The sequence below is a fragment of the Hominimerdicola alba genome (assembly GCF_900109655.1).
GTDB lineage: Bacteria > Bacillota > Clostridia > Oscillospirales > Ruminococcaceae > Hominimerdicola > Hominimerdicola alba_B.
This window is the reverse complement of record NZ_FOAT01000005.1, coordinates 85,964-99,991: the sequence shown is the minus strand read 5'-3', so window position 1 is coordinate 99,991 and position 14,028 is coordinate 85,964. Positions and strand designations below refer to the sequence as shown.

Sequence of the window (14,028 nt, the reverse complement as noted above, 5' to 3'; positions counted from 1 at the left end):
GGTCTGAAATTTTATATATGAAATGAAAACAATAACAGACGCTGTGACTCACAAAGTTACAGCGTCCGTTGCAATATGTTCATTTGTTGATTGGTGATACCTAGAGTATTCTGAGATAAATAACATAGTTACTGTTGTCAAAAATACTGTTACCGCCAATAAGGTAATAAACGGTGGTTTACCATTTGGAGTAGATGGATATATACGCGATCTTCCAAAAGGATAGGTCTTTTCTTTTGAAGCCCAATTGGAGTCAAAACTGTATGTGATGCAATCAACGAAGCGCATATGCCTGCCTCAGCTGATCCATTTGACCGGGGATCATCAAAAGGCTGTCGCATTCAAAGTAGAAAATGGGTACTGCGACTATGGTATGGTTTCTCATATTTCATTCTAATTTCAAATGAAAAAATTCGTTCTCCCTTTTGTGGATAAACGTCTTTGCCGTGATATGTGAAATTATTTTTCGCTCTGTTCACGACTTTTTCGTAAATTGTGAATGGTGAAATACACTCCATAAAAAATCATACTTGAGTTTTGTCAAGAAGTGAGAAACTGCTAAAAAGCCCTTGACTTATGTCAAAAAAAGTGATAATATGAAACCATCGAAAACAAAGACGATGGACAACGGAGTTCAGCAAAGCTCTGCTGTCCATCTTTTATTTTATGTATATTTAGCGGGCAATGGCGTTCAATGGAGAATAGCAATGTCCGCTTTTATTTTTTAGGAGATGGTAATATGAAACTAAAAGACACCGGACTTGCAGCGACTGAGCTAAAGGCGAAGGCTAAAAAGTACATCATTGAGACTTACGAGCGTTTTGACTTTATCGCGGACAGCGCGAAGGGCGTTTATATGTACGACGAGCAGGGTACACCGTATCTTGATTTTTATGCGGGTATCGCTGTAAACTCAGTCGGCAACTGCAATGAACGAGTAATAAAGGCAGTGCAGGAACAGGCGGAAACTGTAATGCAGGTGTTCAATTATCCATATTCCGTGCCCCAGGCATTACTTGCGGAAAAGATCTGCACGACAATAGGTATGGATAAGATATTCTACCAGAACAGCGGCACTGAGGCAAACGAAGCCATGATAAAAATGGCGAGAAAGTACGGTGTTGAGAAATACGGTCCTGAACGCTATAACATAGTTACTGCTGCTAATTCTTTCCACGGCAGGACCTTCGGTGCAATGTCAGCAACAGGTCAGCCTGACAACGCTTGTCAGATAGGATTCGGAGGTATGACCCCGGGCTTCACCTATGCACCTTACAACGATCTTGAAGCATTTAAAGCTGCCTGCACAAAGAATACCATCGCAATAATGATCGAGCCTGTGCAGGGCGAGGGTGGAGTAAATCCCGCAACTCAGGAGTTTATGACAGGGCTGAGAAAATTCTGCGACGAGAATGATATGCTGCTGCTTCTCGATGAAGTACAGACCGGCTGGTGCAGAACAGGTAAGTTCATGTCATTCATGAATTACGGTATCAAGCCCGATATCGTCTCTATGGCGAAGGCGCTGGGCGGCGGTATGCCGATCGGTGCTATCTGTGCGACTGACGAGGTCGCAAAGGCGTTCACCGCAGGTTCGCACGGAACCACTTTTGGAGGTCACCCCGTATGCTGTGCTGCAGCACTGGCGGCTATCGAAGAGATGGAAGAAAAACACCTTGCGGACAACGCCGCAAAAATGGGTGCATACTTTATGGATAAACTGAAAACTCTCCCTTATATCAAAGAGGTACGCGGTCAGGGACTGCTGGTGGGTGTTGAGTTTGATGGCGTGAATGCGGTCGAAGTCAAGCACAAATGCTTTGACAGAAAGCTGCTGATCACGGCGATAGGTGAAAATGTCATCAGAATGGTGCCACCGCTTATTATCACCGAAGAGGACTGCGACAAAGCAGTAGCAATAATCAGAGAAGCTATAGAAGATGCAATAAAATAGGGATACGTGAAAGGATGTTTGTTATGAAAATGCGAATGAAAAAAATGTTATGTATGGCTTTGGCTATGGGTGTAATGGCAATGCCGTTATCTGGCTGCGGAAGTAAGAGCAAATCGGGAAAAGAAGCTGCAGCTGAGGGTAAGGTACTCAGGGTCGGCATGGAGTGCGCATACGCACCATTCAACTGGACGCAGGTCACCGAAGATGTGCCCGACGGAAGCAAGGCGGTTCCTATCTACGGAAGTAGTGATTATGCCTACGGCTACGATGTCATGGTAGCACAGAAGCTTGCCGATCAGATGGGTATGAGCTTAGAGATACACAAAGTTGAGTGGGATTCCATCGGTCTTTCTCTCGACGCCAATGAATACGACTGCATCATCGCAGGTATGGGCAGGACCGCTGAACGTGAGGCTTCATACTCCTTCACTGAGCCGTACTACTATCGTGACAACTGCCTTGTTGTAAAGAAGGGCTCGGAATACGAGAGCGCTAAGGGACTTTCGGATTTCAAGGGAAAGAACGTCACTGTTACAACACAGCTCGGCACAGGCTGGGTACCTCTCCTTGAGCAGATACCCGATGCTAATCTTGGTGCTAACTACGAGACTACCGCAGAAGTGTTCATGGCTATCTCCAACGGTGTAGCAGATGTTGCACTGATCGACCTGCCTACCGCTGAATCCGCACTGCTGACCAATACCGATCTTACGATAATCGTTCCTGATGAGAATGATGCTTTCGAGGGCGACAAGGAAATGACCAACGTCTGCATCGCAACAAGAAAGGACGACACCGCTCTCCGTGATAAGATTCAGAAGGCAATGGACGACATCGGCTGGAACGATAAGGCGAAGATGGACGAGCTGATGGGCAAAGCAGTAGAATTACAGCCTGCGGCTAATTAAAAATCAATTAATACTTTACCTCCATAGCTGTCGGGATGGCTGTGTCATCCCGACAGTTATATAAAATTTGGGAATAAGAAAGCGGCGAGTGATATGACAAACACACCTAACAACTCCTTTGAATGGGTATGGTTCATAGCGAAGAAATACTCCGACCTGTTTATACGCGGCACATGGCTGACTCTTGTTGTTTCGGTAACAGGCACGATACTCGGCTTTGTGCTGGGATATGTTGTCGGTATTATTCAGGACACCGAGATCAACAAGGATGATAACATTGTAAAACGTAGCATTGCCGGTATGATGAATGCGATCTCAGCTGTATATGTGGAGCTGTTCAGAGGTACACCGATGATCGTTCAGGCAATGATCGTATTCTACGGTCTGCGTCAGGGCGGGCTGGAGATAGACCCGATAAATGCAGGTATTTTAGTTACACTGCTCAACACAGGTGCATATATGGCAGAAACAGTGAGAGCGGGCATAAAGTCGATAGATATCGGTCAGCGTGAGGGCGCACTTGCGTTAGGTATGTCTCCCATCTCCACTATGTTCAATATCATTTTGCCGCAGGCGTTTAAGAACATCGTTCCTGAGATGGCGAACACATTCCTCACCAATCTGAAAATGACCTCTGTGCTGAATGTAATCGGTGTGCAGGAGTTGTTTTTGCAGGCGAAAACAGCAGGCGGTACATACTACAAGTACCTCGAATCATATCTCGTTATCGCGCTGATATATCTTGTGCTGTGCTTTGTTTTCAGCAGAGTATTCGCGCTTATCGAGAAGAAGATGGCGGGACAGAAGGACTATGTTCTTGCCGTTGAGTATATGGAAAATACACAGTAAAGGAGTGGCAGCAGAATGAGCGAGGAGATCATCAGAGTTGAAGAGCTTGGAAAATCATTCGGCGAGCATCAGGTGCTGAGAAAGATCGATTTTACAGTGAACAAGGGAGATGTTATATGCATACTTGGCTCGTCGGGTTCGGGTAAGTCTACGATGCTTCGGTGTATAAATCAGCTTGAGACCCAAAGCTGCGGTAAGATCTTTTTTCACGGTAAGGAGTTGGGGCGAACCCAGCGTGAGATAAACGAATACCGCTCAAAGGTGGGAATGGTGTTCCAGTCCTTCAATCTTTTCAACAACATGACAGTGCTTAAAAACTGCATGGAGGGCACCCGCAAGGTGCTGCACTTATCAAAGCAGGAGGCTCACGAACGCGCCATCACTCATTTAAAAAGCGTTGGTATGGCGCCATTTATCAATGCTTATCCCGCTCAGCTTTCAGGCGGACAGAAGCAGCGTGTTGCTATAGCGCGAGGGCTTTGCATGAACCCCGAGGTGCTTCTGTTCGATGAACCGACATCTGCTCTCGACCCCGAGATGGTGGGCGATGTGTTGAATGTAATGAAGGAGCTGGCAAAAAAAGATCTCACCATGCTTATAGTAACACATGAGATGGATTTCGCCCGTGATGTTTCAAACAGGGTGCTGTTCATGGACAAGGGTTACATAGTTGAGGACGCACCGCCTGAGAAGTTCTTTACTGTACCCGAACATCCGAGGGCAAAGGAATTCCTGAGCAGGTTCATAGCGGGGTGATGGTTTATTATGAAAAGTTTTGTTGTTACATTTGCCAGGGGATTCGGCACTGGCGGTAAGGTCATTGCCTCAAAGCTGGCGGCTGACTTGGGCGTTCATTGTTATGAAAACCGAATACTCACCCTTGCATCTCAGATGAGCGGTCTGGATGAGGATATGTTTCGCGAGGTAAATGAGAAGATACGAACTAAGCAAGGTACCTTTGCGGGATTGATGAAGGGTCTGCCCAGATCAAGAAAATACATTGCCAGAAATGAAAAATTCGTCTCAGATGACACGCTTTTTAAATATCAGAAGCAGATAATCATGAATCTAGCTGATACAGAATCCTGCGTGATAGTCGGAAAATGTGCGGACTATATATTAGCCGGCAGACCAAACGTCGTGAGCGTATATATCGAAGCTCCGCGTGATTTCTGTATAAAGCGTACCATGGAGAATATGGGTGTTACAGAGGAGGTCGCTGCGGCAACTATAAAGCAGACCGACGCATACCGTGCAGAGTATTATAAATACTACACCCATGGCAACTACTGGACAAATCCAATAAACTACGATATGACGCTCAACAGCGAGCGTGTTGGTATAGACGAATGTGTTGAGCTTATAAAAGCTTATATGAAGATCAAGGGTCTTATTAAGTGAGGTGCAGAGATGGATTTCAAATATTATCTTCCTGTAAATCTGATATTTGGCAGAGGTCAGCTCAGTAAAGTCGGCAGTTCTGCGGCTAAATACGGAAAGCGCGCGCTTATCGTGACGAGCGGCAGTGCAGTGAGGTCGGGGACTCTTGACAGAGTTCGCGGCTTTCTTGAAAAAGAGCGGGTAGAGAGTTTTGTGTTCGACAAGGTAACGCCCAATCCACTGACAACTACTGCGGAGGAGGCTGCTGCATATGCAAAGACAGAAGACTGTGATATGGTCATAGGTCTGGGCGGGGGAAGTGTTATCGATTGTGCTAAGGCGACCGCATTCCTTGCTAAGAACAACCGAGACATTAACGATTACATTTATAACAGATACCATGGCAGAGGTGCATTACCTGTCATCGCCATACCCACTACCTGCGGTACGGGCAGCGAGGGCAACAGTTTTGCAGTGCTGACAAATCCCGAAAACGGTGACAAGAAGTCACTAAGACGAAACGAGATAATCCCATCAGTTTCTATTATCGACTCGGAGCTTATGCAAACGATGCCAAAGAATCTGCTTGCCTGCGTAGGTTTTGATGCGCTGTGTCATTCGATGGAAGCTTTTCTGTCAAATTCATGTCAGCCGATGACGGAATATCTGGCTTATGAGGGAATGAAAACTATCACAGCAGATCTTGTGAACGTGTACAACGGGTGCGATGATGATATATTGTGGGATCGCCTTGCATGGGCAAGCACTATCGGAGGAATGGTGATAAACACTTCCGGAGTGACCCTACCTCATGCTATGGAGCATCCGCTCAGCGGTTTGAAAAACATTACTCACGGCAGGGGTCTTGCTGCACTAACGCCAGTCATTACCGAGGCAAGTGTGAGCTATGCACCCGAAAAGTATGCCGCTATTTCAAAGTTGCTTCATGGTAGAAACGAGACGGACTGCGCTGATGCTATGCGGAGTTTTCTTGACAAGCTGGGTCTCACCGTCAGGCTTTCCGAGGATGGCTTTAGCCAAAAAGACATTCCATGGCTCGCAGAAAACTGCTTCAAAGTCTCAGAAGCGAGCGTTGCAAATCATCCTGCTGTATTCAGTTCGGATACCATCGCTGAATTTTATGAGAAGGCATTATGAGGCAATTGCCGGTATATCTCTTTTAGCTATCAAATTCAAGCTCTTCGACAGATTTCTGCCGAAGAGTTTATTTAATTATGAGTCTATTCGATAACCATCAAAACCATTTTCTTGACAGCAGAGATCAATGTATAATACCCTGAATCATAATGTGAAGCATGATTCAAGGTATTAATCATCATATTTCTCAAGAGCTTGATTAAGTCTAATATCCAAATTCGACTCTGTATGTTCATCTAAAAATCATCATCTTGTCAATTGACATCAGGATCATAGCTGTGCTATAATATTGCTATAATAAATGAGCAACGGTGCTGATATACATTCAGTGCCGTTTTTTGTTTGTGAGGTGAAGGCAATGGAGATACCTAAAAAACTCCCGCATATCGGGGCGAGAATAATAAAATCATCTGTTGCAGTAGCTTTATGTATGGTCATCTATTATTTTCGCACACTTCTTCCTGTCGGGAACGGCATACCGTTTTACAGCGCACTTGCCGCTCTTTGGTGTATGCAGCCATTTCAGGGAACAACAAAGAGCAACGCATCACAGCGTTCTATAGGAACTCTGACCGGTGCGGTGTTCGGACTTGTATTTATCCTGCTGCTCCGATGTATCGGACTGACAGAGCCGATACTTGTATATCTGCTGGCTTCGGCAATAATAGTGCCTGTGATATATCTTACAGTCATTACAGATAATCGTAATGCTTCATTCTTCTCCTGTGTGGTATTCCTAAGCATATCACTTACACATTCCTTTGATGATAATCCTTACCTATTTGTATTGAACCGTGTTCTCGATACGTTTATCGGCATCGGGATCGGTCTTGCGGTAAATATCTTTCATATGCCTGTCAGGCATGACAGTGAAACACTTTATGTCAGCGGCATCGACTCTGTTCTGATACCCGATGATCATTCGGTCAATGCTTTCAGCAAGGTCGAACTTAACAGAATGATCGAATCGGGAGTGAAATTCACGATTTCAACTATCCGTACTCCTGCAGAAGTTAAGACACTTATGAAGGGAGTTGACCTAAAACTGCCGATCATCGTCATGGACGGGGCTGCAATATATGATATGAACGAAAGGGAGTATCTTGAAGCAGAGTTTTTGCAGACTGATATATGTGAAGAAGCTGAAAGGATAATTGCCGGTAACGGTATGCACTGTTTTGTAAATGTTATGTATGATTCAACTTTGCTTATATTTTACGGCGAATTGAAGAATACTGCCGAGAAAAAGCTTTATGAAACGCATAAGCACTCTCCGTACAGAAATTATGTCCGTGATATATTCAGAAGGCACGATGCTTCGGAACGTGTTCTGTATCTTACGGTGCTTGATGAAAGCATAAAGATATCTGTTCGTGAAAAACAGCTTGTTAATGAGCTTGGCGGTTTTGCAAGAATAACCGTTGCGGACTCAGAGTATGACGGATATAAATATTTAAAAGTCTTTTCTCCTATCGCTTCAAAAGAACATATGCTTGTGAAGCTTAAATCAAATACGGGATGTGAAAAAGTAGTAACTATTGGAAGTATCAAGAGCAAATATGATGTCTATATTGGTGACGGCGGAGGCAATGCAGCTATTAAAAAATTGAAAAAGCTGTACCGGAACGATATATATCATTGATGCATAGACGTATAAGTCGTAATAATATAGGATATTGTCGCTTGACTTTAAAGTGGTGATGTGATAAAATATAAATATAGAATAATGCAGAGCAAAGGCGCTTGTTCCCGTTGGGGACAAGTGCTTTTTCTTATTATACCGAACGGAGTGATAACTATGAAAGAACTGAAACAGTCGCATTTTACCGAGGCAGTAGGAAATGCAAATGAGATAAATGAACTTCTCAGAAGATACGGAGTAAAGTTTGGTATATACAAAAACGGCGTATTCAATGAACAATTTTTTCCGTTTGATCCTATTCCGCGAGTCATCTCGGCGGAGGATTTCAAAAGTATGGAAAAGGGACTTGTTCAGCGTGTAGACGCCCTGAATGAGTTCCTTTTTGATATATATCACGATAAAAAGATCGTCCGTGACGGCATTATCCCCGAAGATTTCATCTACATATCCAAGGGCTACCTTGCCGAATGTGAGGGCATCACTCCCAAAAACAAGGTGTACAGCCATATCTCCGGTATCGACCTTGTTCAGGCTAAGGACGGCGAGTGGTACATACTGGAAGACAACCTGCGTATCCCCTCGGGTGCTTCATATCCTCTCATAGCAAGGGAGCTGACACGTATCGCGGCACCTCAGGCATTTGAGGAAAACCCTATAATCGACAACCGCGGATATGCCAAGCTTCTGAAAGAAACTATGGAAGACGTAAACTGCGGTGGCGCAAGGGCTATACTAACCCCGGGGCGTTACAACGCGGCGTACTTTGAACACTCTTATCTTGCAGAGCACACAGGTTCGGTGCTTGTGCAGAACGATGAGCTGTTCGTAGAAGACAATATTCTCTACCACCGGACGTATTCTGGGGGCAAAACCAGGATAGGCGTACTTTACAGACGTATCGCTGACGAGTACCTCGACCCGCTGACTTTCCTGCCAGAATCTCTCATAGGCATACCGAATCTTATGGAAGCCTACCGCAGCGGAAACGTGGGCATAATCAACGCTCCCGGAAACGGTGTGGCAGATGACAAGGGCATCTACTATTTCGTGCCGAAGATGATAAAATACTATCTGGGCGAAGAACCGATACTCAAAAATGCTCCCACCTATCTTCCTTTCTACGAAGACGACATGAAGTATGTAATGGAGCATCTTGATACACTAGTCATAAAGGACGTTGCGGAAGCAGGCGGTTACGGAGTAGTCTTCGGCAGTGACCTTACAAAAGAAAAACTGGAGGAATTTCGTGCAACTATAATCGCAGAGCCCCGACGCTTCATCGCACAGGAGGTCATTGATTTTCTTGATCTGCCTATACTTGAAAACGGTGAGACCGTTATGCGCAAAGCAGACCTGAGAGCCTTCGTGCTTTCAGGCAAGACTACAAAAGTCTGGGCATCGGGACTTACAAGATTTTCACGGAACCCCGATTCATTCGTTGTTAACTCATCTCAAGGAGGAGGATTTAAAGACACATGGGTACTATCTCGTTAGAACACAGCGACCGTCTTTATTGGCTTGGACGGTATACAGAAAGATTTTTCACAACTTTGAAAGCTCTTGAAAAACAGCTTGATAAAATGATCGGCACAGCCCACAGCTACGAAGATTATCTCGACTGCTTCGGCTATCCCGATATATATATAGACAACAGAGATTTCATACAGGGTTTTCTTTTTGATGAAAGCAATCCAAATTCAGCCGCATATTGTCTTGAACGTGCTTATGACAACGGCATTGTCCTGCGTGAAGAGATATCTACCGATTCTCTGTCATTCCTGCAAATGGCTAAGGATACACTGACCAAAGCTAAACACAGCAATAATGTCAGGCTGGCGCTTCTGCCGCTGGAAGATATAATCTACGGCTTCTGGGGCAGTGTCAACGAGCATATCTACGATGACGAGATCAGAAACATAATCTACATCGGTAAGACCGTTGAACGTCTTGACCTTTATATGCGAATGAAGTATCCCTTTGAAAGCGTAAAGCGCGAATATGTGCGGCTTCTGAAAAACCTCAACCGCGTACCGAGACACACTCCCTACCGCTACAACACAAAGTATCTTTCGGGACTTGTTGAAGCACTTGGCTCTGAGGAAGATTATAAACAGGATACCGTCAAAGCACTTGAAAGTCTTGCCCATTTATTTGAACCTGCGGAGGTATATGTATGAAGCGAGTAAATTTCAGCTATATCACAAAGCTGACCTTTGATGATTACGTCCACGATCACAGCTTTGCCCTGCGCATTATCCCGCCCGAGACAGATACCCAGCACGTTATCTCATGCAGCCTGCATATATCCCCACACGTTTCAACCCAACAGACTACCGATGCTTTCGGCAACAATGTAACAGCGGGCTATCTCAAAGGCGACCACCGATTTCTTGATTTTGAGATAAAGGGCGCGGCAGATATAGACCATTCAAAGCACCGCACCGACTATATGCCCTGCTATCTGTATCAATCACAGTACACAAAGCCCGATGAAGCGCTTACAAATTTCTATGAAAGCGTAAAGAGCAGATGCACAGGTACGGTACAGGACAGGACTGAATTTCTTTGCGATGCTCTTTCAGATACCATGGAATACGAAAAGGGCTTAACGGATACTTCCACAACTTCAGCACAGGCGTTTGCGCTGAAAAAAGGCGTCTGTCAGGACTTTTCGCATATACTTATCTCGCTACTCCGAATGGACGGTATTGCAGCGCGATATATCGCGGGACTTGCCTTCTGTGACGGTGAGACACATTCATGGGTGGAGTACTGGACAGGCGACCACTGGGAGGGCATCGACCCTGCCAACAACTGCCCTGTCAGCGATGATTACCTTGTTATCTCTCAAGGACGTGATTTCCGCGACTGTTCCATAGACCGGGGTGTGATGTTCGGTAGATACACAAGGCAGCTACAGCTTGTGCGCACAGTGCTTACATAAAGAGGTGTGACCAATGACAGAAAAGGTAGCAAGCATTCCGCTTGCAGTAAACGAAAGTCTAAATATACAAAAGCGGCGTATCCGCCACGGCACAGGCAATAAGCGCCTGAGCCTTGTTACAGGCACTCACGGTGATGAACTTGAGGGGCAGTATCTCGCCTACATGGTGGGCAGCTATATCGATGAGCATATCGAAGACCTTGACGGTACACTTGATATCTACCCCGCCCTTAACCCTATGGGCATCGACAGTATCACAAGGGGCATACCCATGTTCGATCTTGATATGAACAGGGTCTTCCCGGGAACTAAAAGCGGCACTATGGCTGAGGTTATATGCTCAGCTATAGTTGATGACATTGCGGGCTCTGATGTTTGTATCGACGTACATTCAAGCAATATCTTCCTGAAAGAGATACCCCAGATACGCATAAGCGTCCCCACTGCGAAAACCCTTGTGCCATATGCCAAAATGCTGAACGTTGATTTTGTATGGATCCACGAAAGCGCAACTGTACTTGAATCGACACTTGCCCACACCCTCAACAGCAGGGGTACGAAGACCCTTGTTGTGGAAATGGGGGTTGGTATGCGCATCACAAAAGAATACTGCGAACAGCTTTTTGACGGTGTGCTGAATCTCATGAAAGCGCTTGGTATGTGGAAAGGCGAAACTGCTCCCGTACGTGAGCCTGTGATCTCCGAGGGGCGCGAGGTGGGATTTGTTAATTCCGACGCGGCGGGAATATTTGTACCCTGTGTGAATTTCGGTGATACGGTCAAGCAGGGCGACCACATAGGCGATGTGGTTGACCCACTGACTTCCACCGTTGTGGAAAAAGTGCAGGCAGTCTGCGACGGAATGATATTCACCCTGCGTGAGTACCCTGTTGTATACGGTGGTTCACTGCTTGCAAGAATATTACAGCCTGCGGGAGGTGACGCATAATGAAGAAAAGCATATTGTTTTCACTGCGCTCACCCTACCGCGAACAACTCGATATCGTCGGCTTTCATTTCGGTCACGGCAAAAAGGCGCTGGCAATAGTCGGTGCTATGCGCGGCAACGAAGTCCAGCAGATGTACGTCTGCTCGCGAATGGTGCAGGCGCTGAAAAAACTAGAAAGCAGCGGAAAGCTCGCCGAGGATACCGAGATACTCGTAGTCCCCTGTGTGAATTACTACTCAATGAACATCGGTAAACGCTTCTGGACTATGGATAATACCGATATCAACAGAATGTTCCCCGGATATGACCAGGGCGAGACCACACAGCGTATCGCTGACGGAGTTTTCAGCCAACTCAAAGGTTACGAATACGGCATACAGCTGGCAAGCTTTTACCAGCCGGGAATATTCCTTCCTCACGTAAAGATGATGGACACAGGGTTCACCGACTCCGAGATAATGAAAGATTTCGGTCTTGAATTCGGTATTATCCGCAAACCCCGTCCCTACGATACCACTACTTTGAACTTCAACTGGCAGGTTTGGGAAACCAAAGCATTCTCGGTATACGCCAACGCAACTGACGTTATAGACGTAAAAGCCGCAGACGAAGCTGTCAACGCCATACTGCGCTTCATGAACAACCGCAGTATAGTATCAGCGAAAACACCTCCCGGCTATATAACCGAGATACTTGATGAGAGCCAGACACAACAGCTTCGCTCCGAGGCTGCAGGACTGTTTTTCAGAGTTACCGACATAGGCAAGACTGTGGAAAACGGAGATATCCTGGGCAGGATATACGACCCTCTCGACGGTGAACTTGTTGCCGAGATAAGAACTCCCGTATCGGGCACAGTGTATTTCGCCTACAACAGCCCGCTGATAAACGCAAAGACCGTCTGCTTTAAAATAATCAAATAAGCCGGTGCCGCCGTGAAAGGTCGGGATTGTGTAAATAAGCAGGAGTATCTCCCACACCTGCAATGAGAGAAAGAAACGAGCAATTATCTTACTACCCTAAAACGAACCCGAGCGGTGACACTGCCTTATCATAAAATGAAGCTGCCGCACAGCACGGCAGCTTCGCATTTACGGAGGACAAAACAATGATAACCCTGAACGACTATTTATTCTCTGGGGATACGGTGCTGAAGATACTGCACCAGTATTCCTCTGACCTGAAAAGATCGGCTATCGAGACCGATAACCCAATCGACCTTGCTCACTGCAATTTTCTGATACAGATAATCGAGCTTCTCGAACACAATGACTTCCTTACTTCACAGTCCCAGAGGATAAAGGAATTCTACAAATACATGACCCAGAAATATCCCTTCCTCGCCTTTACATTCAAGGGCAGGATAAAATCGCTGATACGGGCTGAGGAAAAATTCAACGGCTATATACTTGAATATATCTATGACTACTACCAGAAAAACCACAGCTATCCCACTGAAGCAGAGATAAAAAGCAACCTCACCTGTTTTCGTGACCTTATCGCATACCGTATTGTGATATCCATGCCCATGTGTCACCTAGAAGACGGAATCTCACAGGAAGAACAGGAGAAAAAATATCTATACGAGATAGCCAATGTACTTCCCCAGTATCTTGAGGTCCGCGGTTTCACTGCTGAACTTTCGGGCTCGGGGCACGAAAAGACAGCCGATTCACTAATCAGCAGCAACCGCCCTTACTACAGGGATTATGTTGCTTTTCCCAGACCATCGGGATATCAGTCCCTGCACATCACTTTCTACGATAATCTTGCAAGATGCTTTACCGAACTCCAGCTGAGAACAAAGGATATGGACGACCTTGCCGAGATAGGAAGTGCTAATCATTTCGGCTATGAACGCCAGCAGGAAGAAAGCCGTACAAGGCGGGATAATATCCCTTTAGGCGAGTGCAGATATTTCGATGAAGCCTATGAGCGTTTCACAAAATTACAGGAACTTGACCTTGCCTCCGTAAATGTGAATATGTTCAAAGCATTCAACAACCAGCTGATAAACGACGGCTGCGGTCTGTTCCGCGGTCGGCAGATCTTGCCTTTCGAGCATCTGTCACGTTTTCAGAATGATCTTATAGACTGACAATTTTGCACAAACTCCTAAAATATAAGTCATGTGGGCGTTCTGCACTGATACTACGTCAGGTAAATTCATGTTGACTATACTCGACTCGCAGCAAGTGAAATAATAAAAGGTTCAGTGGCTTTGATAGGTCGCTGAACCTTTTG

General features: G+C 45.7%; 13 protein-coding genes. All 13 read left to right on the top strand.

Going from position 1 to position 14,028, the window contains the following annotated elements; genetic code table 11:
- The first annotated feature begins 739 nt into the window (after positions 1 to 739).
- The 13 genes from BMY75_RS07500 (at position 740) to BMY75_RS07440 (ending at position 13,882) form a co-directional block, all read left to right on the top strand.
- Complete coding sequence (locus BMY75_RS07500; RefSeq protein ID WP_074831946.1) at positions 740 to 1,954, top strand: aspartate aminotransferase family protein; 1,215 nt, start codon at positions 740 to 742, stop codon at positions 1,952 to 1,954.
- Between the two features lie 53 nt (positions 1,955 to 2,007).
- A complete protein-coding gene (locus BMY75_RS07495) occupies positions 2,008 to 2,862 on the top strand; it encodes a transporter substrate-binding domain-containing protein (RefSeq protein WP_242940196.1) in 855 nt (284 codons plus the stop codon).
- A 93-nt stretch (positions 2,863 to 2,955) separates the two neighbouring features.
- Entirely contained in the window at positions 2,956 to 3,711 is a 756-nt protein-coding gene (locus BMY75_RS07490) for an amino acid ABC transporter permease (protein WP_074831942.1), read from the top strand.
- A gap of 15 nt (positions 3,712 to 3,726) precedes the next feature.
- Positions 3,727 to 4,467, top strand: a complete 741-nt coding sequence (locus BMY75_RS07485) for an amino acid ABC transporter ATP-binding protein (protein WP_074831940.1) — start codon at positions 3,727 to 3,729, stop codon at positions 4,465 to 4,467.
- Positions 4,468 to 4,476: 9 nt separating this feature from the next.
- Entirely contained in the window at positions 4,477 to 5,112 is a 636-nt protein-coding gene (locus tag BMY75_RS07480) for a cytidylate kinase-like family protein (RefSeq protein ID WP_074831939.1), read from the top strand.
- Between the two features lie 9 nt (positions 5,113 to 5,121).
- The gene (locus BMY75_RS07475; protein ID WP_074831938.1) at positions 5,122 to 6,249 is read left to right on the top strand and encodes an iron-containing alcohol dehydrogenase; all 1,128 of its coding nucleotides are present in this window, start codon (positions 5,122 to 5,124) and stop codon (positions 6,247 to 6,249) included.
- A 358-nt stretch (positions 6,250 to 6,607) separates the two neighbouring features.
- Positions 6,608 to 7,891, top strand: coding sequence for an HAD hydrolase family protein (locus BMY75_RS07470; protein ID WP_074831936.1), 1,284 nt, complete (start codon positions 6,608 to 6,610; stop codon positions 7,889 to 7,891).
- 156 nt (positions 7,892 to 8,047) lie between these two features.
- Positions 8,048 to 9,385, top strand: a complete 1,338-nt coding sequence (locus BMY75_RS07465) for a circularly permuted type 2 ATP-grasp protein (protein ID WP_074831934.1) — start codon at positions 8,048 to 8,050, stop codon at positions 9,383 to 9,385.
- Entirely contained in the window at positions 9,367 to 10,068 is a 702-nt protein-coding gene (locus BMY75_RS07460; protein ID WP_074831932.1) for an alpha-E domain-containing protein, read from the top strand. The genes BMY75_RS07465 and BMY75_RS07460 overlap by 19 nt, the downstream gene beginning before the upstream one ends.
- On the top strand, positions 10,065 to 10,835 hold the full coding sequence (locus tag BMY75_RS07455) for a transglutaminase family protein (RefSeq protein ID WP_074831929.1): 771 nt from the start codon (positions 10,065 to 10,067) through the stop codon (positions 10,833 to 10,835). The genes BMY75_RS07460 and BMY75_RS07455 overlap by 4 nt, the downstream gene beginning before the upstream one ends.
- A gap of 13 nt (positions 10,836 to 10,848) precedes the next feature.
- On the top strand, positions 10,849 to 11,784 hold the full coding sequence (locus BMY75_RS07450; RefSeq protein ID WP_074831927.1) for a M14 family metallopeptidase: 936 nt from the start codon (positions 10,849 to 10,851) through the stop codon (positions 11,782 to 11,784).
- Positions 11,784 to 12,707, top strand: coding sequence for a M14 family metallopeptidase (locus BMY75_RS07445; RefSeq protein ID WP_074831926.1), 924 nt, complete (start codon positions 11,784 to 11,786; stop codon positions 12,705 to 12,707). The genes BMY75_RS07450 and BMY75_RS07445 overlap by 1 nt, the downstream gene beginning before the upstream one ends.
- Before the next feature lie 185 nt (positions 12,708 to 12,892).
- Entirely contained in the window at positions 12,893 to 13,882 is a 990-nt protein-coding gene (locus BMY75_RS07440; protein WP_074831924.1) for a RelA/SpoT domain-containing protein, read from the top strand.
- Positions 13,883 to 14,028 lie beyond the last annotated feature (146 nt).